Annotated in this window: 22 protein-coding genes; 7 read left to right on the forward strand and 15 right to left on the reverse strand. The window is 72.8% G+C overall.

Going from position 1 to position 24,293, the window contains the following annotated elements; translation table 11 throughout:
• The first annotated feature begins 205 nt into the window (after window positions 1-205).
• The gene (locus LB823_RS13255) at window positions 206-772 is read left to right on the forward strand and encodes a hypothetical protein (RefSeq protein ID WP_224647709.1); all 567 of its coding nucleotides are present in this window, start codon (window positions 206-208) and stop codon (window positions 770-772) included.
• Window positions 773-924: 152 nt separating this feature from the next.
• Here the strand turns inward: LB823_RS13255 and LB823_RS13260 are convergent, their stop codons facing one another.
• From LB823_RS13260 to LB823_RS13270, 3 genes are all read right to left on the reverse strand, one after another.
• On the reverse strand, window positions 925-1,521 hold the full coding sequence (locus LB823_RS13260) for a TetR/AcrR family transcriptional regulator (RefSeq protein WP_224647710.1): 597 nt from the start codon (window positions 1,519-1,521) through the stop codon (window positions 925-927).
• A gap of 79 nt (window positions 1,522-1,600) precedes the next feature.
• Window positions 1,601-2,764 (reverse strand): glycoside hydrolase family 3 N-terminal domain-containing protein, encoded by a 1,164-nt coding sequence (locus LB823_RS13265; protein ID WP_224647711.1) that lies wholly within the window; start codon window positions 2,762-2,764, stop codon window positions 1,601-1,603.
• A 27-nt stretch (window positions 2,765-2,791) separates the two neighbouring features.
• On the reverse strand, window positions 2,792-3,715 hold the full coding sequence (locus LB823_RS13270; protein WP_224647712.1) for an SMP-30/gluconolactonase/LRE family protein: 924 nt from the start codon (window positions 3,713-3,715) through the stop codon (window positions 2,792-2,794).
• 143 nt (window positions 3,716-3,858) lie between these two features.
• Between LB823_RS13270 and LB823_RS13275 the strand changes: the two genes are divergently transcribed.
• The 3 genes from LB823_RS13275 to LB823_RS13285 are packed head-to-tail and all read left to right on the forward strand — an operon-like array spanning window position 3,859 to window position 8,837.
• Window positions 3,859-4,359, forward strand: coding sequence for a universal stress protein (locus LB823_RS13275; RefSeq protein ID WP_068524678.1), 501 nt, complete (start codon window positions 3,859-3,861; stop codon window positions 4,357-4,359).
• Between the two features lie 10 nt (window positions 4,360-4,369).
• Window positions 4,370-4,570 carry a DUF2613 family protein gene (locus tag LB823_RS13280; protein WP_068740648.1) on the forward strand — a complete coding sequence of 67 codons (201 nt, stop codon included), beginning with the start codon at window positions 4,370-4,372 and terminating at the stop codon, window positions 4,568-4,570.
• Window positions 4,557-8,837: an alpha-(1->3)-arabinofuranosyltransferase gene (locus tag LB823_RS13285; protein ID WP_224647713.1), complete on the forward strand. Its 4,281-nt coding sequence runs from the start codon at window positions 4,557-4,559 to the stop codon at window positions 8,835-8,837. Before LB823_RS13280 ends, LB823_RS13285 begins: the two co-directional genes overlap by 14 nt.
• 346 nt (window positions 8,838-9,183) lie before the next feature.
• On the opposite strand, the gene LB823_RS13290 is transcribed toward LB823_RS13285, so the two are convergent.
• Complete coding sequence (locus LB823_RS13290; protein ID WP_224647714.1) at window positions 9,184-10,419, reverse strand: acyltransferase; 1,236 nt, start codon at window positions 10,417-10,419, stop codon at window positions 9,184-9,186.
• Window positions 10,420-10,584: 165 nt separating this feature from the next.
• On the opposite strand from LB823_RS13290, the gene LB823_RS13295 reads away from it, so the two are divergent.
• Window positions 10,585-11,928: a DUF3068 domain-containing protein gene (locus LB823_RS13295; protein ID WP_224647715.1), complete on the forward strand. Its 1,344-nt coding sequence runs from the start codon at window positions 10,585-10,587 to the stop codon at window positions 11,926-11,928.
• Here the strand turns inward: LB823_RS13295 and LB823_RS13300 are convergent.
• Entirely contained in the window at window positions 11,858-13,057 is a 1,200-nt protein-coding gene (locus LB823_RS13300; RefSeq protein WP_224647716.1) for a polysaccharide biosynthesis protein, read from the reverse strand. The two genes, LB823_RS13295 and LB823_RS13300, sit on opposite strands and share 71 nt — an antisense overlap.
• A 29-nt stretch (window positions 13,058-13,086) precedes the next feature.
• Between LB823_RS13300 and LB823_RS13305 the strand changes: the two genes are divergently transcribed.
• Together LB823_RS13305 and LB823_RS13310 are read left to right on the forward strand one after the other, a co-directional pair.
• Window positions 13,087-14,799: a hypothetical protein gene (locus tag LB823_RS13305; RefSeq protein ID WP_224647717.1), complete on the forward strand. Its 1,713-nt coding sequence runs from the start codon at window positions 13,087-13,089 to the stop codon at window positions 14,797-14,799.
• A gap of 200 nt (window positions 14,800-14,999) precedes the next feature.
• On the forward strand, window positions 15,000-16,415 hold the full coding sequence (locus LB823_RS13310) for a condensation domain-containing protein (protein ID WP_224647718.1): 1,416 nt from the start codon (window positions 15,000-15,002) through the stop codon (window positions 16,413-16,415).
• Here the strand turns inward: LB823_RS13310 and LB823_RS13315 are convergent.
• Genes LB823_RS13315 through LB823_RS13360 form a run of 10 tightly spaced genes read right to left on the reverse strand, consistent with a single transcriptional unit; the run spans window position 16,402 to window position 24,119 of the window.
• The gene (locus LB823_RS13315) at window positions 16,402-17,091 is read right to left on the reverse strand and encodes a hypothetical protein (RefSeq protein ID WP_224647719.1); all 690 of its coding nucleotides are present in this window, start codon (window positions 17,089-17,091) and stop codon (window positions 16,402-16,404) included. The two genes, LB823_RS13310 and LB823_RS13315, sit on opposite strands and share 14 nt — an antisense overlap.
• A 40-nt stretch (window positions 17,092-17,131) precedes the next feature.
• On the reverse strand, window positions 17,132-17,758 hold the full coding sequence (locus LB823_RS13320; RefSeq protein ID WP_224647720.1) for an MBL fold metallo-hydrolase: 627 nt from the start codon (window positions 17,756-17,758) through the stop codon (window positions 17,132-17,134).
• Entirely contained in the window at window positions 17,755-18,840 is a 1,086-nt protein-coding gene (locus LB823_RS13325; RefSeq protein ID WP_224647721.1) for an S-(hydroxymethyl)mycothiol dehydrogenase, read from the reverse strand. The genes LB823_RS13320 and LB823_RS13325 overlap by 4 nt, the downstream gene beginning before the upstream one ends.
• Window positions 18,841-18,865: 25 nt before the next feature.
• The gene (locus tag LB823_RS13330) at window positions 18,866-19,762 is read right to left on the reverse strand and encodes a hypothetical protein (RefSeq protein WP_224647722.1); all 897 of its coding nucleotides are present in this window, start codon (window positions 19,760-19,762) and stop codon (window positions 18,866-18,868) included.
• Between the two features lie 8 nt (window positions 19,763-19,770).
• Window positions 19,771-20,121, reverse strand: a complete 351-nt coding sequence (locus tag LB823_RS13335; RefSeq protein WP_224647723.1) for a UBP-type zinc finger domain-containing protein — start codon at window positions 20,119-20,121, stop codon at window positions 19,771-19,773.
• Window positions 20,118-21,599 carry an ATP-binding protein gene (locus LB823_RS13340; protein ID WP_224647724.1) on the reverse strand — a complete coding sequence of 494 codons (1,482 nt, stop codon included), beginning with the start codon at window positions 21,597-21,599 and terminating at the stop codon, window positions 20,118-20,120. Before LB823_RS13340 ends, LB823_RS13335 begins: the two co-directional genes overlap by 4 nt.
• Window positions 21,596-23,275 (reverse strand): FAD-dependent oxidoreductase, encoded by a 1,680-nt coding sequence (locus LB823_RS13345; protein WP_224647725.1) that lies wholly within the window; start codon window positions 23,273-23,275, stop codon window positions 21,596-21,598. The genes LB823_RS13340 and LB823_RS13345 overlap by 4 nt, the downstream gene beginning before the upstream one ends.
• A gap of 4 nt (window positions 23,276-23,279) precedes the next feature.
• Window positions 23,280-23,759, reverse strand: a complete 480-nt coding sequence (locus LB823_RS13350) for a hypothetical protein (protein WP_224647726.1) — start codon at window positions 23,757-23,759, stop codon at window positions 23,280-23,282.
• A complete protein-coding gene (locus LB823_RS13355) occupies window positions 23,738-23,917 on the reverse strand; it encodes a hypothetical protein (RefSeq protein ID WP_224647727.1) in 180 nt (59 codons plus the stop codon). The genes LB823_RS13350 and LB823_RS13355 overlap by 22 nt, the downstream gene beginning before the upstream one ends.
• Entirely contained in the window at window positions 23,901-24,119 is a 219-nt protein-coding gene (locus tag LB823_RS13360; protein ID WP_224647728.1) for a hypothetical protein, read from the reverse strand. Before LB823_RS13360 ends, LB823_RS13355 begins: the two co-directional genes overlap by 17 nt.
• Window positions 24,120-24,293 lie beyond the last annotated feature (174 nt).

Below are 24,293 nucleotides of genomic sequence, written 5' to 3' on the forward strand. Positions count from 1 at the left end.
CCGGCTTCGGCCGCGGCGGGCATCGTCGTCTCCGGGCTCGGGCGGTGGCTCTGGCTGCGGCTCGCGCACGCGACGGCAGAAGGGCGGTGTAGTCGTTCGGAGAAGCTATGCGCACCACGCATACCCCCTGTATGTGCAGGTCAGGCACATATTCGATCGCTCGAGCGATGCGCCACGCGCATTGCGCTTGCCGTACTCTCGATTCATGTCGACAGATCGCGCAGTCGAGCGGCGCAATTGGACCCACTTCGGGTACGGACTGGCGCTGTTCGTACTGCTCGACGTCACGGCATTACTCTGGGCCGGAACCTTCCCCGGTGACCCCGGCCTGGGACTGCTGTCGTTCCTCGGCGGTGCGTTTCTCGTCGTGGCTTGGCTGGTGTATCTGGCGGCGTGGGCGCGGACGATCCGCCGCTTCGTGTGGCAGTTGCTGATCATTCCGCTCATCGGGGCGACCGCCATCGCACTGTTGTGGACGAACGCCGTACCCGACACCCGGTGGAACTACGACGAACCCCGGCTGCGAGCCGCCGCCGAAAGAATGCTCGCCGACCCGCGGGCGGACGTCGACGACTACGCAGCACGGTCGATCGGCACGCAGGACGTGTATTCGGCGTCCAAGAGGGAAGGTGTCGTGCGATTCCACATCGCAGGTCCGTCGATCAGCACCACCTCCCTGGCATACCACCCCGACGGCGCGATTCCGACCGATGCGACTCGAACCAGGGTCACGCACCTCTCCGGCCGGTGGTGGCTGGAACTGTCGGACTAGCGCATAGGCGATGCGCAGCACGCATCGCCCCTATCCGAAGATCGGCTTCTGACCTGGCACTACCGGGGTATGCGTCGGACGCATCGCTTCGCGGAGCGACTACACCCGCCGTGCCCGGGCACCCGCCCACCGGGCCGGGCACCGTCGGACGATTACTCCGGGCGCTCGCCGCGGATGCCGCCCCAGAGGAACGAGGTCATGATCTCGACGGCGCGGTCGAGTTCGACCTTGCCGGTGGCCAGACGGTCCGCGATCGCCTCACCGGAGCCGACGAGGGCGACGGCGTAGAGCTCGAAGTCGGTGTCCTCCGGCGCGTACTTGGCGGCCTCGCGGAGCAGCACCGCGGTCATCTCGACCACCCGCTCGCGGTTCACCTCGGTGAGCGCGGCGAACGCCGCCTGGCCGGTCGCCTCGCGGTAGATCACGCGCCAGGCGTCGCGGTTCTCGTCGACGTACTTCAGGAAGCCGGCGATCACCGAACGCAGGCGCTGCAGGGGCGGCAGCGTGGGGCTGGCGTCGAACTCGATGCTGCGCATGAACCGGCCGGCCTCGCGGGTGACGCACGCGGCGAAGAGCTCGTCCTTCGACCCGTAGTACAGGTACAGCATCGGCTTGCTGATCTGCGCCTCGCGGGCCACCGCGTCCATCGACGTCTCGTAGAAGCCGTTGCGCGAGAACACCTTGATGGCGGCGTCCAGCATCTGCTGCTCGCGCACCGCGCGCGGCAAACGCTTCGTCCCACCGGCCATCGGCGTCCTCCTTACTCTCGAGTCAGATCCTAGCCCACGAGGTTACTCGCAAGTAAGTTCCGGTGAAATCCGTTCGGAATCAGCAGCGTACGGCGTGCTTCGCGCGCGCCACTCGCAGCACCGAATCGTCGAGCTGCTTCGCCGTGATCCGCTTCGCCTTCACCGACGCCTCCACCGCATCGATCGCCGCGCTCAGCTGATCGGTCGAGATCCACAGCGCCACGTCGGCGCCGGCCTCGAGCGACTTCGCGACGGCCTGCGGCACGCTGAACCGGTCGGTGATCGCCTTCATGCCCGACAGGTCGTCCGTGAAGATCGGGCCGTCGAAGCGCTTCGCCCCGTACCCGACACCGTCGCGCAGGAGCCGCATCGTCGCGGGACTGAGGCTGGTCGGCAGGCCCGGCTCGGTGAGCCCCGGCACCGTCAGGTGGCCGACCATGACGCCCGCATCCCCGGTGTTCACCGCGGCGCGGAACGGGATGAGGTCCTTCTGCTTGAGCTGATTCAGCGGCGGCACGCTCACGCCGCCCTGATGCGAGTCGCCCGACGAGCTGCCGTGCCCCGGGAAGTGCTTGAACACCGGGTACACGCCGCCGTCGCGCAGGCCCGCGGCGAAGGCCTGCGAGTACTGCACCACCACAGTGGGATCCGCGGAGTAGGAGCGGTCGCCGATCACGGAGTCGTCGGGTTGGGCGGAGACGTCGGCGTCGGGCGCGAAGTCCACGGTGATCCCCTTGGACTTGAGCAGCTTCCCGATCCGTGCGCCCTCGGCGCGCGCCTGCGGCACCGTCATCGTCTTCGCCAACTCGCGCGCCGAGACGAGGTCGGCGCCGGGCACGCGCGAGACGCGGCCGCCCTCCTCGTCGACGGAGACCATGGCCGGCACCTTCCCCGCCTTCGCGACCGCCTGCAGGGTCCCGCCCGAGAACACCGCGCGATCGGTCCAGCTGCCGATGAACACGCCGCCCACGCCCTGCTGCACGGCACGCCGGGCGTCGGCGGCGTCGCGCACGCCGACCATGAGCAGCTGCCCGACCTTCTCGCGCACCGAGAGCTTCGCGAGGAAGTCCGTACCGCACGTCGCAGGGCGTCCCGCACCCGACGACGGTGCCGTCGACATGGTCGCCGACGGGGCCTGCACCGCGGTCGTCGTGGACGGCGGGGCGTCGGGAGTGGACGGGCCGCACGCCGCGACGCCGGCCGCGGCGATCACCAGGATCGTGAGGTTCCGAAACTTCTGCATCGGGGCCAGTCTGTCAGATCGGGTCGGCTATCGGGACAGTCGAAGCAGCTTGCCGGTGAGGGTCGTCGCGTACAGCGCGGCGCCGTCCCATCCCGGGCCGCGGCCGAACCGCACCGACGTCACGCCGCGGTGGCCGGTCGCGATCGTGCACTGCGCGCCGGTCGCCGGATCGAGCCGCACGACGGTCCCGGGCAGGTCGAGCGCGACGTAGACGGCACCGTCGGGCCCCACGGTGAGGTCGTCGGCGAAGTGCCCCGGCCCGAACCCGGGCACCTCGTAGCGGCGCGGCCGGTCGGGCCGCGCGGGATCGATGGCGTAGAGCCGCGTGGTCGCGGTGGTGGCCGTCGAGGCCCACAGGCGGCCGGAGGCACCGTCGAACCAGAGGCCGTTGACGGGCTCGCCGCGCAGCGCGAAGGGCACGGCCGCGCCGCCGGGCGCGGTGGCGACGATCCCCTGCCGCGGGCCGAGGACGGTGCTGGTCACGGCGCGGCCGTCGGGCAGGAGCGCGAGGCCGTTGGGCATGGTCAGCCCGGACGCGACGACGCGAGCCGCGCCGGTGGCCGGGTCCACGACAGTCACCGTGCCGTCCGTCCTCCCCAGCAGCCCCGACGGTGCGCTGTTCGCCGTCGCGACGTGCACCGCGCCGTCGCGCACCACGATCCCGCCGGGGTTCGGCAGGTCGACGACGGTGCGCAGCGCGCCGGGCGCGGCGCCCGCGAGCAGGCTCCCCTTCCCTGTCACCACGTTCTGCCGGGCCAGGTAGACGGTGCCGGCACCGTCGAAGGCGAGGTTCTCGAGCGTGCCCATCCCGGACCGCAGGACCGTCGTGCGCCAGCCTCCGCAAGCCTGGTTCGACGGTGCCGCTCCCGCCGTCGCGGGAGTCACCGCGAGCGCGGCGATCGCGGCGGAGGCGAGGGCGGCGGCGCGGAGCGGAGTGCGGCTTCTTCGCATGCGCGCAGTCTGGCAGGCGGGGGAAAACCAGCCCGGGGGCGCGTCCGCGACGCGCCGGACTCGCCCGGACTTGCATCTTGCAACCGAGGCGTTTCGGCGTAGCCTGGAGGCATCAGGTAACCGTGAAGATCGAGGTGATCCGCATGAGTGTCCCCGTCAAGGTTCTGATCGCGTACGACGGCTCCGAGTCCTCCCAGCGCGCCGTCAAGTACGCCAGCAAGGTGCTCGCGCAGGGCCGCGACGCCGAGGCGATCGTCGTCACCGCGTGGGAGTCCACCATCCACCAGGCCGCCCGGCTGTCCGCCATGTCGGGCGTCGCGGGGGCCGGAGCCGCCGAGACCGCGCTCACCCGCGAGAGCGACGTGGTGCACGCCGAGGCGAAGAAGACGAACCAGCAGGGCGTCGACCTGGCGGCCGCGGCCGGCTTCACGGCGCACGGCGAGCTCATCGAGGTCTCCACCACCGTGTGGACCGCGCTCATCGCCGCGTCGGACACCTTCGACGTCGACGTCATCGTCTCCGGCAGTCGCGGCGTCTCGGGCATCCGGTCGCTGTGGCATTCGTCCGTTTCCGAGCACGTGCTGCGCGGATGCAAGCGGCCGGTCATGATCGTGCCGTCGGGCTGCGCGGAGCTGGACCTGTAGACTTTCCCGCATGGACCGCACCTCGATCATCGCCAGCGCCACCGCAGCGCTCGCCGGCATCGTCGTCGCCGTGGCCCTCGCACTGGTGAGCGGCGCGGCCGTCGCGCAGACGTCGCCGACCACGGATGTCAACACCGTGTCGAAGGACAAGGGCTTCCTGCAGGGCTCGTCGAACTACGGCGAGCGCGACGACTCGGGTGCCAACAAGTAGCCCCCACTTCTCCGACGAACCCCTGACCCGCCGCGCAGGCGCGTGGGCGTTCGTCGCCCTGCTCGCGCTGAGCTTCCTCAGCGCGCCCGGGAAGGTCGTCGCCGACACCAAGCTCGACCTCACGGCCAACCCCATCGGCTTCCTCGCCCGCGCGGCCAACGTCTGGTCCAGCCAGTCCCCGCTCGGCCAGGTGCAGAACCAGGCCTACGGCTACTTCTTCCCGCACGGCGCGTTCTTCGCGCTGGGCCAGTTCCTGCACGTCCCGCCGTGGATCACGCAGCGCCTGTGGTGGGCTCTGCTGCTGTTCGCGGGCTTCTGGGGCATCGTCCGGCTCGCCGAGGCGCTGGGCACCGGCTCGCGCGGCAGCCGCGTCGTGGCCGCGGCCGCGTTCGTGCTGGCCCCGCAGGTGCTCACGACGCTGGGCGCGATCAGCTCCGAAACCGCGCCGGTGATGCTCGCGCCGTGGGTGCTGCTCCCCCTGGTCCTGCTGTTGCAGGGCGCGGACGTGCCGCTGCGGAACCTGGCCGCCCGCTCGGCGGTTGCGGTCGCGCTGATGGGCGCGGTGAACGCCGTGGCCACGGGCTTCGCGTGCGCGGTGGCCGCGCTGTGGTGGCTGCTGCACGTGCGCTTCGGCGCCGGGACCGGCCGGTTCTGGCGGTTCAGCGCCTGGTGGGCGGTGTGCGTGGCGCTGGCGACCACCTGGTGGATCGTGCCGCTGCTCATCATGGGCCGCGTCAGCCCGCCGTTCCTCGAGTTCATCGAGTCCTCCCGCGCGACCACGCAATGGGCGTCGGTGCCGGAGGTGCTGCGCGGCACCACGTCGTGGAGCCCGTTCATCTCCGACGAGCGCGGCGCCGGCGCCATGCTCACCACCTCCCCCGCCGCGGTCGTCGTCACCGGCCTGGTCGCGTGCGCCGGCATCGCCGGGCTCACCATGCGGCGCATGCCCAAGCGCGGGGTCTGGGCGACGGTGCTGCTCGTGGGGCTGGCGGGGATCGGCGCGGGCTACGCCAGCGGCCTGGGTTCCCCGGTGGCCGAGCCGGTGCGGGTCTTCCTCGACAGCGTCGGCGCGCCCCTGCGCAACGTCTACAAGCTCGAGCCCTTCCTGCGGTTGCCGCTGGTCCTGGGCATGGCGCACCTGCTGGCCCGGGCGCCGCTGCCCGGCACCGTCGGCCTGGCGAAGGTGCGGCGGGCGCTGGCGCACCCCGAGCAGGACCGCCTCGCCGCGGGCGCCCTCGCCGTGGTCGTGGTGCTCGCGCTAGCGGGCGGCATGGCGTGGACGGGCAAGCTCGCGCCCCGCGGGCCGTACGACAAGATCCCCGACTACTGGTCGCAGGCCGCGGACTGGCTGTCCGCGCACGCCGCCGGGACCGCGCCCGGCCAGGCCCGCGCCGAACGCGCCCTCGTCGTGCCGGGCGCGCCCTTCGGCGCGCAGCTGTGGGGCCTCACGCGCGACGAGCCGATCCAGCCCCTGGCCGAGACGCCGTGGGCCGTGCGCGACGCGATCCCCCTCAACCCGCCCGGCGCGATCCGCGCCCTCGACTCGGTGCAGCGGCTGTTCAGCGCGGGCACACCGTCGGCGGGGCTGGCCGCGACGCTGCGCCGCCAGGGCATCTCCTACCTCGTGCTGCGGGCCGACCTCGACCCCGGCACGTCGCGCTCCGCCCGGCCCGCGCTGGCCCGCGCCGCGATCGAGGGCTCGCCCGGGATCAGCGAGGTCGCCCGGTTCGGCGCGGACATCGCGCCGCCGACCGTCGAGAAGGTGGTCGTCGACTCCGGGTTGCGGCCACCGCTGCCGGCCATCACGATCTACCGCGTCGACGGCGGCGCCCCGACCGGCCCGTACGTGGCCGACCTGGCGACGATGCCGCGCGTCGCGGGCGGGCCGGAGGCGCTGCTGGGGCTGCAGGCCGACGCCGCCGCGTCGGGCCGGCGCGAGCTGGGCGCGGCGCTGCTCGCCTCGGACGCGAAGGACGCGGGCCTGCCCGACGGTCCGCTGACCGTCACCGACACGCCCAAGCGGCGCGAGACCGACTACGGCCGCGTCGACGACCACAGCTCCGCGATCCGCACCGCCTCCGATCCCCGCCGAACGCTGAACCGGCTGCCCGACTACCCGGCGGCGGGGCTGGTCGACGGGACGTGGCAGGGCGCGACGGTATCCGCGTCCAGCTCGGCCGCCGACGCCACGCAGCTCGGCACCGTGCTCCCCGGCGCGGGGACCGCCGCCGCGGTGGACGGCGACAAGAACACCGCGTGGGTCTCCTCCGGGCTGGACCATGCGATCAACCAGTGGCTGCAGTTCACGCTGCCCGAGCCGCGGGCGGACCTGTCGGTGACGGTCACCGTCGGGCGCGCACTGGGCCCCGCGGTCACGCGCCTGCTCATCACCACCGAGGCGGGCACCGTCTACTCCGATCCCGTCACGGCGGGCACGCCTATCACGCTGGTCGCGCCGTCGGAGCCGACGCGCTGGGTGCGGATCACCGCCGCCGAGACCGCGGACCGCACCTGGGGCAACCAGTTCGCCATCACCGAGGCCGAGCTCACGGACACCCGGTCGAAGCAGTCGATCCCCGCGCGGCACGACGTCGCGCTGCCCGCGTCCGGGCCGGCGCAGCGCTGGGTCTTCGGTCAGGACACGATGGGCCGCTCCGGCTGCGTCGTCACGCCCGGCGAGAACGGCGCGCCGGGACCGGTCCAGTGCGCCGACATCGCCATCGGGCCGGAGGAGCCGGGGCCCCTGCGGCGCACCGTCGACGGTCCCGGGGCAGCTGCGGTGACGCCGTCGCTGACGGTCCGCGCCCGCCCGGGCCAGGCGCTGTCGGCGCTGCTCGGGGCGGCGGGCGCGCCGTCGGCGTTCGCGGAGTCGGCGGTCGGCGACGGCCGGGCGAGCTCCGCCGCGGCCGTCGACGGGGATCCGAACACGGTCTGGTCGGCGCCGCAGTCGGTCACCGAGCCCACGTCGCCGAAGCCGGTGCTGCGGCTGCGGCTGCCGTCGCCGCAGGTCGTCGGCGGCCTGACGCTGCGGCTGCCCGGCGGCGAGGCGCCCGCGCGGCCGACGCGGATCGGCGTCGACCTGGGGACGGGGCGGCAGGTACGCGAGCTGCCGTCGGGCGATTCCGTCACCGTGAAGGTCGAACCGGCCGTGACGGATTCGATCTCGATCTCGCTGCTCGACTGGGACGAGCGGATCAACATCAACGACTTCGGCTTCCCGGAGAAGATGGCGCCCGGGCTCGCCGAGGTGCGGGCCGTCGGCCCCGACGGGGCGCCCGTCCCCGGATCCGATCCCGCGCCCGCGGACCGTCCGGTCGTGGTGCCGTGCGAGACCGGCCCGACGGTGCGGATCGGCGACCGGCTGCTGCGCTTCCGGATCGAGGCGGGAGCGCGGGAGCTGCGCGACGGTGCGCCCGTCCGCGCCGTGGCCTGCGACCCCGCGCCGGTGCCGCTGCCGGCCGGGAAGGCGCAGGTCGTGGCGTCGCCGGGGCTCGCCTTCAGCGTGGACTCGCTGTCGTTGGACACGCCGGCGGCCGCCGAGGCATCGCCCCGGGACGAGAGCGTGAAGGTGCAGAGCTGGACCCCAGACCGCCGGGTGGTGACGGTCAGCCGCGCCGACGCCGATCAGGTGCTCGTCGTCCCCGAGAGCCGCAACTCCGGCTGGGCCGCGACGGGGCCGGACGGCACGCCGCTGCGCGCCGTGACGGTGAACGGCTGGCAGCAGGGTTGGGTGGTGCCCGCCGGGACCGACGGTGCCGTGACCCTGCGGTTCGCGCTCAACGCGCCGTACCGGATCGGGCTCTTCGGCGGGCTCGCCCTGCTGGTGATCCTCGCGGCGCTGGCCCTGGTCCCGGGCTCGCGGCCGCGTGCCGACGGCGGGCCGGTGCGCGCCTGGCAGCCGGGGGTCGCGGCGGGCCTGGGGATCGGCGCGGTCGCCTTCGTGCTCAGCGGCTGGCCCGGGCTCGCGCTGTGGGCGGCCGCCGGTCTCGCGACGTGGGTGGTCTCCGGGCTGCACGTCTCGGCGGACCGTCGGGCGGCGATCCGGGTGTTCGGCGCCTCCGGCTTCGTGCTGGCGGGGATGCTGCTGCTCGCGACCGGCCCGTGGCACGCCGAGGCCGGTTACGTGGGCCACGGCCCCTGGCCGCAGGGCCTGGCCCTGGTCGGCGTGCTGCTGATGGCCTGGTCGACGGTGCCGCCCACCCGATTCCTCCGCCGGCGCGGCGGCGCGTCCGGCGAGGACGAGCGCGAGGCCGGCGGCGCGAAGTAGGCCTGCGGGCTGGGTGTTGTCTCGCAGAGAAGCGATGCGCGCCACGCATACCCCATGAACCTGCAGGTCAGTGGCTCATTTTGCTGTTCGAGCGATGCGTCCGGCGCATACCCCCGCAGCTCCCCACGATTCCGCAGTGCTCGTTCGACGTCCCCACGCGGCGTTCCTTCCCCCACGCCGCACCGAATCCCCCAGGAAACGCCGTGGACCGGTGCGCAAGGCACACGCTCGGACGTCCCCGGGCAGACTCCGGGTGATGCGCCGCGCGCGTCACCCGCTGCCGAAATGCGCCTCTGACCTACAACGACGAAGGGGCATGCGTGGCACGCATCGCTTCCGTGCAGAACTACCCCACCGGCGCGACGGGCTCCGCGGCCGGCGGCTCGATCCGCGCCTGCGCGGCCTCGGCGGGCGAGGAGGCGGCGGACCGTCGGGCCTCGCGGCGAGCCAGCCAGCGACGGGCCGGCTCCTCCACCCAGGCGTAGCTCAGGGCCGCGACGGCGACCGAGAAGACCAGCGTCAGCAGGGTCACCTTCAGGAAGGCGCCGTTGAAGGGCACGATCGCGAACAGCGGGAAGATCGCGGTGAGCACCACGAGGTGCCAGATGAAGATGCCGTACGACCAGCGGCCGAGCGCCAGCATGAACCCCGAGCCGAGCCACCGCGAGGGCTCCGAGGCGGGCGCCAACACGAGCGGCGCCAGCAGCAGGAAGCCCAGCACCCCGCCGAGTCCCATGCGCAGGGCGAACTGCCAGGCCTCGGGGGTGTCGAGCGTGACGGGCCCGCCCAGCGGCGTGCAGATCACGGCGAACACCACGAGCGCCGCCGGCCAGCACACGCGACGGCGCGCCAGGCGCCGCACCGGAGCGAACCAGGCGACCGGAGCGCTCACGATCTCGGCGAGGACGATGCCCGCGACGAACCACGGCACGTACGAGGGCAGCCAGTTGTGGTGGTTCACCCCCGGCGGCAGGGGCAGCGCCGCGCCGACCCACGCCCAGCTCAGCGACACCGCCGCCACGGCGAGTAGCGCCGGCACCCGCCACCGCGCGGCCGAACCGCGCAGCCGCACGAGTGCCAGCGCGGCCAACGGCAGCAGCAGGTAGAAGAGCATCTCCACGGAGAGCGACCACATCTGGGTCAGCCCGTCGGTGAGGGAGTAGGGCACGAAGACCTGGGTCAGCGAGAGGTTGGCGAGCCAGGTGGAGCCCGACGGGGCCGTCGACCGCGGGAGCAGGGCCAGCGCGACCACGGCGACCAGGAGATACGCGGGCATGATCCGCACGAATCGCGACCGGTAGTACCGCCCCGTCGGCGGGCCGTCGGAGGACGTCCAGGCGGCCCGGGCGTGCGCGCGCCACAGCAGGAACCCGGACAGCCCGAAGAACAGGGCGACCGCCATGTCGAACCGGCCCCACACCCGGCCCATCACCGAATGACCCACCTGACCGGTCTGGAAGGCGGTGTGGGTGAGCATCACGGCGATCGCCGCGCACGCGCGCATGCCCTCGAGTGCGGGCACGAAACCGGCCGCACCCGCAGGCTTTGCAGATGCGAATTCGCTGGTCCCGACGGTGCTCATCGTCCACCGAATCTACCCGGGATCCGGGCGCCGCCCGCGCGCGTGGCCCATGCCACCCCGGCACCACCTGTAGGCTCGGGTACTTGTAAGGGAGCGCGACCGCGTGCCCCGACGGCGTGTGCGAACCCCGTACGCGCTCCACGAGAGCTGTGAGGAGACACTTCGATGGCGGTAGGCCGTAGCCGGCTGGCGCGCGTTATCGGTCCGATCCTGATCTTCTTGGGCGCGCTGCTGATCACGGCCGCGATCGCCGGACCGGCGTACGTCGCGGGCAAGCTGACGACGATCCCGCTGGACATCGACACCACGACGGTGGCGAAGTCCGAGAAGGTCGCGGACTCCCAGGCGGATGCCGACTTCCCCGCGAAGTCGCTGGACATGTGCTCGATCAACCGGGACAAGGCCGTCGTCAACGACGTCTCGGTGACGACCCAGACCCGCACGCTGGTGACCACTCCGTCGGACGAGTCGACGATGACGGTGCAGTCCGGCAGCTCGATGGTCGTCCCGTCGATCAAGACCAAGGGCGAGCCGCGGCACCCGCAGCTGACCGGCGCCGTGCAGGACAAGCGTCCCTGCGACGACGGCCTGGTGCAGGCCTGGCTCGACCGTGTCTCCCTCGACCGCGAGACGGGTGAGCCCACCGGCAAGACCTCGGAGGCGACCTACCAGCCCGGCGAGAGCACCCCGGCCGTGAAGATCGCCGACCGCAAGGGCCTGCAGTACCGCTTCCCCGCCGGCACCACGCAGGACGGCAAGTACGAGTTCTTCGACCTCATCACGCGCAGCAACGTGGGCCTGAAGTTCGTCGAGGAGAAGGAGGTCAGCGGCACCAAGACGCTGCACTTCCAGGGCCAGCAGAGCTGGGTGGACCTCTCCACGATCCGCGACAGCAACGACCCGACGCTGGGCACCGTGCTCACCATGCCCGCGAGCTGGTGGGGCATCGGCGGCGTCGATCCCAAGGACGACATCACGCTGAACCGCTGGGCGAAGACCGACGTGGACCTGTGGGTCGACCCGACCTCGGGCGTCATCGTCGACCAGTCGCTGCACTACACGCAGCAGTTCCGCCTCCCCGGCCAGGTCGCCCCGAACACGCCGAAGCAGGTCCGCGACTTCAAGCTCGACGTCTTCGACGCCAAGCAGCGCTGGGTCGATGCGACGGTCCGCTCGCAGGCGGAGGTCGCGAAGTCGGCGCAGAACAAGATCGCTGTCGCCAAGTACGTGGCGCCCGTCGCGGGCGGCGTCCTCGGCCTGATCGCCCTGGGCCTCGGCGTCTTCGCCCTGTTCCTGGGCCGCAACCCGGCCACCGCGGGCGGACCGGGCACGGGCCGGGCGGCCGCCGCCGGTTCCGGCGATGCCGCTCCCACCGCACCGCTCGACGAGGACCCGATCACCACGCCCGACGTCGGCGGCGATCCGGCGACGGAGGCGTTCAGCGCCCAGCCCCGGCCGGACGAGTCGCAGACCGAGGCGATCGACTTCCGGAAGCGCGACGAGCGCTGACGGTCACGACCGCACCGATCACCATCACCGCCGCGAGCGCACACAGCGCCGCGGCGGTGATCATTTCGGCGGGGGTGCGCGGCAAGGTGAGCAGTATCGCCGCCTCGGCCGCGACCACCGCCCACGCGAACAGCGCCATGCGGGTGCGTTCGATCGCGATGGCGTAGAGCAGCAGGCCCTGCAGCAGCGCCAGGAGCGCACCCTGCGCCGCGAACAGCCACAGCAGCCCCTGCACGGGCCGGTAGTCCTCGCCGGCGAGCAGCGTCGCGAGCGGGGCGCACACCGCCGCCCCGGCGACGCACGCCAGGCCCAGGGCCGTCAGCAGCCCCACGACGGTGCGCAGCGCGCCACGGGCCCGGCCCGGGGTCGCGAGCTGCGGGTAGAAGACGACGCCGACGGCCTGCGGCAGCCAGAACGCGACCTTCGACGCCACGGCGCCGAGGGCGTAGGTGCCGGCCGCGGCCGCGCCGAGGACGGGCCGCGAGAGCAGCAGGTCGAGCGAGGCGAAGACGACGAGCACCAGCTGCACGGAGCTGGCGCCGAGCACCGCGCGCACCCCCGCGTCGGGCCCGGCCTCGTGCCCCGCCGGGGCCCCGGCCAGCGCCCGGCCGACCGCGGCGGCGACGAGCGCGCCCACCGTCGTACCGAGGAGCGCCGGCCCCGGGCCCAGCAGCAGTCCGGGCACGGTGAAGATCAGCTTGCCCAGGCCGGCCAAACCGAGCAGCGCCGCGAGCCGGCCGAAGCGCCGCTCGCCCTGCAGCAGGCCCTGCTCGACGGCCAGCAGCACGAGCGCGGGCGCGGCGGCCAGCGCGGCTGCGGCCGTGATCGCCCGGGTGTGCAGGCCGGCGGCGGCCAGCGGCACCGCGATCGCGGCGAGCACGCCCGCGCCCAGCGCGATCCGGTAGCCCAGCGCCCGCATCTGGGCGGCCCCGGCGCCGCGGACCACCTGGCGCGCGACGACGGTCTGCAGCGCGAGCGCGGGCACGGCGAGGATCAGCGTCAGCTGCAGGAGGGAGGCGAACTCGCCGTATCCGGCGGGCCCGAGCCAGCGGCTCGCGGGCAGGTGCACCAGGTACGAACAGAGGTTGGCCAGCATCGAGCCGATCGTGACCCACGCCAAACCTCGCACCCGGCCATTGTGTCAGTAGGCTCGGGTCGATGAGATCGCGCGACCTGGCCCTCGCCGCCTGGTCCGCCGTGCTCGCCGCCGTGATCCTGGGCCCGCTGGCCGTCGGCGGCCGCTACCTCCTGCTGCGCGACGCGGTCTCCACGCCCCGCTCGTACCTCACCGACACCGCGCTCGGGCTCGGCGACAACGCCGCCCGCGCGACGCCGCAGGACTGGCTCCTGGCCGTCGGCTCGCAGGTGGTCGACGGTGGCCTCCTGGTGACGGCGCTGCTGTTCGTCGCGCTGGTCGCGGCCGGCTGGGGCTTCGGGCGGTGCGCGCTGGCGATCCTCGCCGCCGTGGGGCGCGAGGCCGGCCTCGGGGCGGGCCTGGCCGCGGCGACGGTGGGCCTGTGGAATCCGTTCGTCGCCGAGCGGCTGCTGCAGGGGCACTGGAGCCTGCTGGCCGGGTACGCGGCGATCGGCTGGGCGGTCGTCGTGGGATTGCGGCTGGAGGGCCGGGCACAGCTCGGCGGCTTCGCGGCGTGCCTCGCCGCGGGCGGCCTGACGCCGACGGGTGCGGTCCTCGCGCTGATCGCTGGCCTGGTGGCGGCGCCGCGGCGGTGGGCCTGGCAGCTGGGGCTGTTCGTGTGCGCGGCCGCGCCGTGGCTGTACCCGTCGCTGGTCTCGGGCAGCGGGGTGCGCGCCGACCCGGCGAGCGTCGCCGTCTTCGCCGCCCGGGCCGAGCCGGGCCTGGGGACGCTGGGCTCCCTGCTGGGGCTCGGGGGCATCTGGAACCGGCAGGCCGTGCCCGACGGTGCCCCCTGGCTCTGGACCGCGCTCGCCCTCGCGCTGGTGGTCGGCGGGCTGCTCGTGCTCCGCGCGCGGGTGTTCTCCCCGCCCCTGGGCCGGTTCGCGCTGCTCGCGCTGTGCGCGGTGGTGCTGCCCGCGCTGGCGGCGACGGGCCCGGGGACGGCGCTGCTCGAGGCCGTGGTGCAGGCGATCCCCGGCAGCGGGCTGCTGCGCGACGGGCAGAAGTGGGTGGCGCTGGCCCTGCCGCTGTACGCGACCTGCACCGCGGCACTGGTCGCCGCGGTGCCCGCCGCCGCGCGGGCCGCGGGCGCCGTGATGGCGGTGGCGGTGCCGATCGCGGTGCTGCCGGGCCTGGCGTGGGGCGTGGGCGGGGCGCTCGCCCCGGTGACCTACCCGGAGTCGTGGCGGACCGTCGCCGAGGCGGTGCCCGCGGACCGCGGATCGGTCGCGGTGCTGCCGCCGGGCATGTTCCGGACGTACGCGTACGGGCCCGGCGCGCCGGTCCTCGACCCCGCGCCGCGGATGCTGCGGGCGCCCGTCCTGCAGACGGGTGAACTCCGCGTCGGCGGGCGCTCCGTCGACCGGGTGCCCGGCGCGGCGTCCGACGCGGAGGACGCGCTCGCCGCCGGCGGCGACGCCCTGGCGGGCCGCCTGGCGGAGCTGGGCGTCGGCTGGGTTCTCGTGGAGGCCGTGCTCGTGGACGGCGAGACGGCCTTCCCGGCGGTGCCGCTCCCCGGTCTCACGCTCGCCGTCGATACCCCCGACCTGCGGCTCTACCGGGTGCCCGGCGAGATCGCGACCGTCTCCGCGTCAGCGGCGGAGCGGGCCGGGGCGTGGACCGCGCACCTGCTGTGGGCGACGGTGCTGCTGGGCGGGGCGACGGTGGCCGCGACGGGCCGCGCGCGGCGGATCTCGGGGGCCGACGGTGCCGGCGCGCCGACCCCCTCGCAGTGACCCGAATTCCCGTACGGCGTGTAGGAAATCTGCTGTTCATTTGCATTCCGCATGGCACGACACCCCCCATTACTTCGTTCTGTAATTAGCGATGCACATGATGCGTCATGCACGACGAAATGTGAACCCCCGACAATTGTCGGGTTTCTCACTGTTCGTGCGTCTTTTGCCGCGCTATGGACTTAGTCATCATGTTCTTCATGATCTCGGGTTTCTCAGAGCAGTGGCAGTGCCCGGCGGGAGAGTGGACCGTCTGGGCTCCGGACGCGACCACCAAGGAGGCGATGCGCACCGCCCCTGACCTGGACGTCTGCACGTCCTACGTGCAGGCCGACCACCTGCGCAGCGGCATCGACGGCGAGGCCTGCACCCGGCGTCTCGTCTTCACCACATTCACGATCCACGATGTTTTCGATGAAAGAACCGTCGAATCGGTCTTCACCGAATTCGTGCGCGGGCACGGCGTCTTCCACACCGCATTTCCGGTGTCGACGGATCCGAATCCGCGCGGACGCACGCTTTCTCCGGAGCAGATCGCTCTCGCCGTCGAGGCCTCGTCGGAAACGCATCCCGGCGCGACAGTCAAGGACTACCTCATGTCGTCGGTGCCGGAGCTGCACGAGTGGGCGGCCTTCGCCTTCGCCGTGACCGGCGTCGAGCACGCGCGCCCCGGCACAGCCGACCCGCACTTCCAGGTGGTGGTCTGCTCGGACCACCTGTACACCGACGGGGTCTCGCAGGCCGTGAGCTTCTTCGAGCTCGTCTCGCGGTACACCGCGGCCCGCAGCGGCACCCCGTACGTGCCGGTGCCGGTGCGCCCGCACCGCGAGTTCACCCGCGAGCAGCGCACGCTGGCCGCCACCCTCACGCCCACGCATCCCGACGTGGTGCAGTGGCGCGAGACGCTCAGGCGCGCGGGCGGCATGCCGCGCTTCCCCCTGCCGCTGGGGCTCGCCGACGGCGAGGCGGCACCGGGCCGCATCGCCGTGCACGCCTCGTTCATCGACGCCGACCGCACCGCCCGCTTCAGCGCGGCGGCGAAGCGGGCCGGCGCGAACATGAGCAGCGCGCTCCTCGCGGTGCTCGGGCAGGTCCACAACAACCTCACGGGCGACGAGCTGTTCACCATGCTCATCCCGCGCGCCGACCGGTCCGCGACGGGCGACGCGATGGCCGTCGGCTGGTACGTCACCCTGGTCCCGGTGCAGTTCTCGGCCTCGGGGACGTTCGACGAGGTCGCGCGCAACGCGCACGAGGCGGTCGCGACGGCGAAGCAGCTGGACCGCACCCCGGTCTACCCGGTCATCGACCTGCTGGCCGACGATCCGGGCTTCCCCGTGCAGCACGGCTTCACCGCGCCGATGCTCTCCTACATCGACGTCACGCGGGTTCCGGGCGCGGAACTGGCTCGGCAGCACGACTTCTCGGTGTTCGCCAACGCCACGCCCTCGCGCGAGGTGTTCACCTGGATCAACCGCGACGAGTCGGGCCTGGACTTCAACGCGATGCATCCGGACACGACGCAGGCGACCCGCTCGGTGGACACGGTGTTCCGCCTCCTCCGCGACCGCATCGTCGAGGTGGCCGACCACTCCCCCGCCCTCATCTCGGCGTAGCGGTCTCCGCCCGCGCGGGCGGGACGGTGCGGGCGGGGCGGAGATCGGCGGGGAAGCCGCCGACGCGGGCGTGCAGCTCGGCCTGCAGGGTGCCCCGGGCGCGGCTGTCGAGAGCGGGCGCGTAGGCGGCGGGCGCGACGCCGAAGGCGATCCACGGGCCGGCGGGATCGACGGCCACCGACGTCACCACGAGCCGGGCGCGGCGGTCGGCACCGTCGGGCAGCGGACCGAAGGGGACGGGCACGAGGACGGGCGCACCGAGATCGCCCGGCTGACGGTCGCGCGGGTAGCCGAGCAGCCGCTCGGCCTGCGGCACCGTGCGGCCGACGAGTTCCTCGGTGCGGATTCGCCCGCCCGACCCCTCCCGGAGCGCGAGCGGGACCAGTGCGGCCAGCACGAGGGCCGCCACCAGGCCGAAGACGCCCCAGAAGACGTCGCCCGCGGCGAAGGCGATCTCCGCGGACAGCGCCGCGAAGGCGCAGGCCACGATGTGCACGGCGAGCTGCAGCAGCAGGGAGCCGGCCGTCGTGACGAGGCCCGCGATCAGGATCGCCGTGACCAGCGCGGCGGTGCCCCACCGCCGGTCCAGCAGCGCGCCGAGCAGTGCGGCGCCGAAGACGAGCAGGTAGGCGATCCACCACCTGCTCGCCCGCGGCCCCATCTGCACCCTGGTCATGCAAAGAAGATACAACCCGGGTTCGGATTAGGGCGGGGGATCAGTGCCCCCGGCGGATCCACTCCTCGAGGTGGGGCGATTCGGTGCCCAGCGTCGTCCCGTCGCCGTGGCCGGTGTTCACCACGGTCTCCGGCGGCAGCGCGAACAGCCGGTCGCGGATCGACTCGATGATCACGGAGAAGTCGCTGTACGAGCGGCCGGTGGCGCCGGGCCCGCCGGCGAACAGCGTGTCGCCGCTGAACAGCTGCCCCGCCTCCGGGAGGTACAGGCACACCGATCCCGGCGAGTGACCGGGCGCGTGGATCACGCGGATCTCGGTGCCGCCGACCGCGATCCGGCTGTCGTCTGCGAGGTCCTCGTGTCCGACACCCGGGTGGGTCAGGTCCCAGAGCACGTCGTCTCCCGGGTGCAGCAGGATCGCGGCGTCGAGCCGTTCGGACAGCTCCGGCGCGACGGTCACGTGGTCGTTGTGCCCATGGGTGCAGACGATTCCGCGCACCGTGCGGCCACCGACGGCGTCGACGATCGGGGCGGCGGAGTGCGCGGCGTCGATCACCACGACCTCGCTGTCGTCGCCGACGAGCCAGACGTTGTTGTCGACGTCCCAGGTGCCACCGTCGAGGCTGAATACACCTGAGGTGACAACGCGTTCCACGCGCAGCGTCACAGGACCACCACCGAGCGCAGCACCTCTCCGCGGTGCATGGTCGCGAAGGCCTGCTCCACCTCGTCGAGGCCGATCCGCTCGGTGACGAACTTCTCCAGCGGCAGGCGGCCCTGCCGGTAGAGGTCGACGAGCTGCGGGAAGTCCCGCTCGGGCAGGCAGTCGCCGTACCAGGACGACTTGAGAGCCCCACCGCGCGAGAAGAAGTCGATGAGCGGCATGTCCAGCGTCAGGTCCGGAGTGGGCACGCCCACCAGGACGACGGTGCCCGCCAGGTCGCGGGCGTAGAAGGCCTGCTTCCACGTCTCGGGGCGGCCGACGGCGTCGATCACGACGTCGGCGCCGAAGCCGTCGGTGAGCTCCTGGATCGCCTCCACCGCATCGGTTTCCGCGGCGTTGACGGTGTGCGTGGCGCCCAGCTCGCGGGCCCACTCCAGCTTCTTCGGGTCCCGGTCGACGGCGATGATGGTGCGCGCACCCACGAGGCGGGCGCCCGCGATGGCCGCGTCTCCCACACCGCCGCAACCGATCACGGCCACGGTATCGCCGCGGGAGACGCCGCCGGTGTTCACGGCGGCACCCAGGCCGGCCATCACGCCGCAGCCGAGGAGCCCCACGACGGCGGGGTCGGCCTCGGGATCGACCTTGGTGCACTGGCCCTGGTGCACGAGGGTCTTCTCCGCGAAGGCGCCGATGCCGAGGGCGGGCGAGAGCTCGGTGCCGTCCTCGAGAGTCATCTTCTGCGTGGCGTTGAAGGTGTCGAAGCAGTACTGCGGCTTGCCGCGCTTGCAGGCGCGGCACTGCCCGCACACGGCACGCCAGTTCAGCACGACGAAGTCGCCGGGCGCGACGTGATCGACTCCCTCGCCCACGGTTTCGACGACGCCGGCGGCCTCGTGTCCCAGCAGGAACGGGAACTCGTCGTTGATGCCGCCCTCGCGGTAGTGCAGGTCGGTGTGGCAGACGCCGCACGCCTGCACCGCGACCACCACCTCACCGGGCCCCGGGTCGGGGATCACGATCGGGAGGACCTCGACGGGCTCCCCCTTCGCGCGGGCGACGATTCCTCTGACGGTCTGCGGCACGGTTCTCCTCCTGGTCCGGATACGGCTATTGCCATCCTCGCATTGATCGCGGCGACGAGAACTCGGACAGCTCGCGCAGGTGCGATCCGGCGGGGGCGTCCCGGTGCCGCAAGTAGTGGACGAACAGCTCCTCCGCGTCCGCCGTGGCGTGCACCTCCGCGGGCCGGACCCGGTGCTCGAACTCGCCCTGGACGACGGTCTCCGTCTCCGTCTCGGCGGCCGCCGCCGGGCGGCCGATCACGTACTGGCGGAGGGCACCGTCGGGCTCGCGGCGCTTGATCTCGACCACGAGGCGGTCGTCCGTTCCCGCGGCCTGGAGGAACTCCAGCGACGTGGGCTCCTCCGTCACCGCGGCGTCCGGCGCCAGCGGGAACACCGAGTAGAAGGTGTGCGGCAGGATCGCGTCGGCGGCGCCGATGCGCCGCACCGACCAGCGGACGCGCTCCTCGAGGTCATCGGGGATCCACGTGGTCCACTGGGCACGGCGGTCGTCGCGCTCCGCGAAGTCGGGGCGCCGCCAGGACGCTCCCACGGCGCGCGCGGGCTCGGGCCCCGCGACGGGCGGGCCTGCGGCACCGTCGTCGAAGAAGGCGACCAGGTCCGGCCCGATCCCGTACCGGGGCAGCGCGTCGATCTGCCGCCGCACGGCGAGCGAGGTGTACCGACCGTTGCGCAGCAGCGGCCCCTCGGGCTCGGTCTGCGGCTTGCGGCGCGTGCGCCGCAGCTCGCGCGGGGCGCCTTCGCAGACGTAGACGGCAGCGGTCGCGCACGCCCGCGCCAGCGGGTTCACCCGGCCGTACAGGTACCCGGCCACCTGGAACACCCGCTCGAGTTCCTCGTCGGAGCACCGCAGCACCCACGCGGCGGCCTCGTCCTCGCCGTAGCGGCGCAGGTCGGCGGCCGTCATCTCAGCGGTCGTCATCACGCCGCTCAATGCACGTGGGTCCTCCAGTCGGCGGGCACGCGGCCCGCGGGGCCGGGCACGGCCTGGTCGACGGGGCGGTTCTGCGGGTCGGCGAGGCGCGGACCGTCGTAGTAGTCCTCGGAGACGTAGTCCCAGAACCAGTCCTCCCCCGGCTCGAAACTCTGCACGATGGGGTGTCCGCTCACGCGGGCGTGGGCGCTGGCGTGCTGCGACGGCGACGAGTCGCAGCAGCCGATGTGGCCGCATTTCGCGCAGCGGCGCAGGTGAACCCACCAGCCACCCGCAGCGTCGCACTCCACGCAGCCGGCGCCGCTGGGCGGCACGGCGGGATCGATCGGATCGGTCGGTGCGCTCATGCTTGAGTCCCTTCTCCCGGGTCGCCGGGGTCGGCGATCTCGTCCCGCTGCGGGCCGGCGATGGGCAGTTCCACAGTGAACACCGTGTTCCCCGGAACCGAGCGCACCGACAGGTCACCCTGGTGCTTGTTCACCACGATGCGCCACGAGATGTCCAGTCCCAGACCGGTTCCCTGGCCGACGTCCTTGGTCGTGAAGAAGGGCTCGAAGATGCGGGGCACCACGTCGGCGGGGATGCCGCTGCCGGTGTCGGCCACCTCGACCACCACCGAATCGTCCTTGCGGTGGGCCCGCAGCGTGAGGGTGCCGCTGCCGTCCATCGCCTGCACGGCGTTGTCGATCAGGTTGGTCCACACCTGGTTCAGCTCGGCGCCGTAGCCCTGGATGTCCGGCAGGTCGGGGTCGTAGTCCCGGACCACCGTGACGTCGCCCTGCCCCAACTTGCGGCTGAGCATGACGACGGTGCTGTCGAGCAGCTCGCGGACGTCGAGCACCTGGAAGGGCGCGCGGTCCATCTGCGAGTACTGCTTGGCCGCCTGCAGCAGGGTGGAGATCCGGTTGGTGGAGTCGGTGATCTCGTTCATGAGCAGCTCGGTTTCGACCGTGTAGTACAGCCAGCGCAGCGCGCCCGACAGCGTCTGGACGTCGTCGAGCGAGCCCGCGACGCGGTCGAGGAAGTCCGTCTGCAGGCCCGCGGCCACGAAGACGGGGGCGAGCACGTGCCCGTCGCCGATGTCGTGGTCGTCGAGCCAGTCCATGAGCTCGTCCTCGCGGTCGGAGGCCTCCAGCGGGCCGAGATCGGGGGCGACCGCGACCGCCTCGACGGCCTCCTCCTGGAACTTCACGAGGTCCACCAGGCGGGTGCGGTCGAGCTTCCCGCTCGCGATGCCGGCCAGCTTGTGCCGCATGCCGCCGACGCGGGTGCGCAGCTCCGCCGCCGCGCGGGTGGCGGCACCGGCGGGGTTGTTCAGTTCGTGGGTGAGGCCGGCGGACAGCGAGCCCAGCGCCAGCAGCCGCTCCCGCTGCTCGATCATCTGGCGGCTGCGCTGGCCGCCGTAGAAGACGCCCTCCAGCAGGTGCACCGCCATCGGGAACCAGTCGTGCATCGCCTCGTTGAAGTCGGCGGCGGGCAGCATGAAGAACTGCGCCTCCGTCACCGCACGCATGGACGAGTTGTATTGCGTCTGCGCCGGGCCGCCCTTGCCGAGGAACGCCGACCACGCACCGGAGTAGGCGCCGCGCTGGTCGGAGCGGGTGGTCTCGACCTCCGCGTCGCCCACCTTCTGCGACAGCGCAATCGTCCCCTTGAGCAGGACGTACAGCCAGTCCGCGGGGTCGCCGGTCGAGTAGACGGGGCCGGCGGGGAAGGTCTCCACGTGGCCGCGTTCGCACAGCCACTCCAGTTGCTCGTCGCTGAGCTTCTCGAACAGGAATAGAGTGCGCAGTTCGTCGACGAAGCACGGGTCATGAGTGCTCACGAGTCGACTCCTTCCAGATAGCGGTGGACGAACATCACGGCCATCGCGCCCTCGCCCACCGCGGAGGCGACGCGCTTCGCCGATTCGGATCGGACGTCGCCGGCCACGAAGATGCCCGGCACGTTCGACTCCAAGTGGAACGGCGGACGGTCCAGTTCCCATCCCGGCGGGGCGGCACCGTCGGGCGTGAGGTCCGGGCCGGTCAGCAGGAAGCCCCGCCCGTCGCGCTCGACGACGCCGTCGAGCCAGTCCGTGCGCGGCTCCGCACCGATGAAGACGAACAGGAAGTCGGCCGGGACCTGCTCCGTCTCGCCCGACTGGGTGTCGCGCAGGGTGAGCTGCGTCAGGTGGTCGTCGCCGTGCGCCTCGATCACCTGGGTATGCGGCTTGACGTGCACGTTCTCGATCGCGTTCAGCTGCTGGATGAGGTAGTACGACATCGACGCCTCCAGCGACGGGCCGCGCACCAGCAGGGTGACCGAGCGGGCGCCCTTCGACAGGTAGGCCGCGGCCTGGCCCGCGGAGTTGGCGCCGCCCACGATGTAGACGTTCTGCCCCGCGCAGGCCGGCGCCTCCGTCATCGCCGAGCCGTAGAAGATGCCCGCGCCGGTGAGCCGGTCCAAGCCCGGGGCGTCGAGCTGCCGGTACGCGACGCCCGTCGCAAGGATGACGGTGTGCGCGCCCACGACGGTGCCGTCGGAGAAGCGCACGCGCCGCCCGGCGCCGGTCACCTCGAGGGCGACGACGTCGGCGGCCGTGATCATCTCGGCGCCGAACTTGGTGGCCTGCCGCCGCGCCCGGTCGGTGAGCTGCGTGCCCGAGACGCCGTCGGGGAAGCCGAGGTAGTTCTCGATGCGGGAGCTCTGCCCCGCCTGGCCGCCGGTCGCGGACCGCTCTACGAGCACCGTCCGCAGCCCCTCGGACGCGCCGTACACCGCGGCGCCGAGTCCGGCCGGTCCGGCGCCGACGACCACCAGGTCGTAGAACTCCTCCGACGGGGTGGTGTTCAGGCCCACGTGCGCCGCGAGCTCGCTGTCCGACGGTGCGCTCAGCGCGGTCCCGTCTGCCGCGGCGACGAGCGGCAACTGCTGCCCGTCGCTGCCCGCCGCGGCGAGCAGCCGCTGCCCCTCGGGCGACTCGGCGGTGTACCAGCGGTACGGGATCTGGTTGCGGGCCAGGAACTCCCGCACCTCAGACGAGCGTGCCGACCAGCGGTGCCCGACGACCTTCGTCTCCGGCACGGGCCGGTGGTCGCTGCACAGCCAGGCCTCCAGCTGCGCGTCGATGACGGGGTAGAGCTTCTCCTCCGGCGGGTCCCAGGGCTTGAGCAGGTAGTGGTCCAGGTCGACCACGTTGATCGCCTCGATCGCCGCGCCCGTGTCCGCGTACGCGGTGAGCAGGAGCCGGCGCGCGCCCGGGTAGACATCCATCGCCGCCTCGAGGAACTCGAGCCCCGTCATGCCCGGCATGCGGTAGTCGGCCAGGATCACGGCCACCAGGTCGCCGCGGAGCTTGAGCTCCTTGAGCGCCTCGAGGGCCTGCTCGCCGCTCTCCGCGCGCACGATCCGGTACTCATCGCCGTACTTGCGCCGCAGGTCGCGGGCGACCGCGCGGGACACGCTCGGATCGTCGTCGACGGTCAGGATCGCGGGGCGCCGTTTCTCGGATTCAGCCACCGTTTCAGATTACGGCGGTCGCGGCTTCCGCGTCGGCGAGTGCAGCTGTGAGCGAACGCAGCGGGTCCGGGCCGTAGGAGACCCGCTCGAGCGTGCCCGCCGGCGTCCCGATCGACCAGCGGGTGACCCAGCGGTCGTGCAGGCCCTCCGGTTGCCCGATGCGGACCTCGCGATCGCCGCGGGCCGTCCGCACCGTCATCGCCGCGATCGGCGCCACGATCTCGCCCTTGTGTCGCCGCCGGTCGCGGAGGTTGAGGACGGCCAGCACGATCATCGCCGCGAAGAGGAGGATGACCGCCGCGATGCGCCAGGGCGCCCAAGCGCCGTAGTCCATCCACGTGAGTGCTATCGCCGGGATCAGGAGCGCGACGCCCCCGAGCAGGTAGCGGGCGTCGCTCGCGCTCGTCGCGGGTTCCATCCCGATCGCGGTCCGCCACAGTTGGCCCGCTACCGTCGCGAGGGTCAGGCCGATCGCGAGCAACAAGCCGTGCGCGATCCGCTGACTCGGCGGGCCGCGAACGGCCAATCGAGGAGCGTGAAGGCCGCTAACAGCACGAGCCACAGCAGGAACACCACCCCGGCGAACGCCTTGAGCGCCGCGACCGGGACGGTCCGGGTCTCGACGTCAGCGCGCTTCGCCATCGCGCCCCCTCCTCGCTCGCCACAGCGCGTGGACGCCGACGACGATCTCGCCCGCTCCGAAGACCGCCATCACCGCACCGAGGATCGTGCGGAGATCGGGCCACGTCGACCAGTCGCGGTACAGCGCGGCGGCCAGGACGACTGCACCGAGGCCGATGAAGAGCCACGCCATCCGCGGCGTCACCTCACGTTGCCTCATCATGTGTTTACGGTAGCGGATAACGGTCGGCGCCTCGACGAGCTTCGGCGCGAGTCGGCGACGACAGGCCGATGGACCGCCGCAGAGTCCCACCGAATCTCAGCCCGCGAGGGTCGATGCCCTCAGCTGGCGTCGTCCCCCGCGCGACGCCGATCCGCCCGCCCCACGTTCGAACCC

The organism is Tsukamurella sp. M9C, assembly GCF_020169415.1.
Taxonomy (GTDB): domain Bacteria; phylum Actinomycetota; class Actinomycetes; order Mycobacteriales; family Mycobacteriaceae; genus Tsukamurella.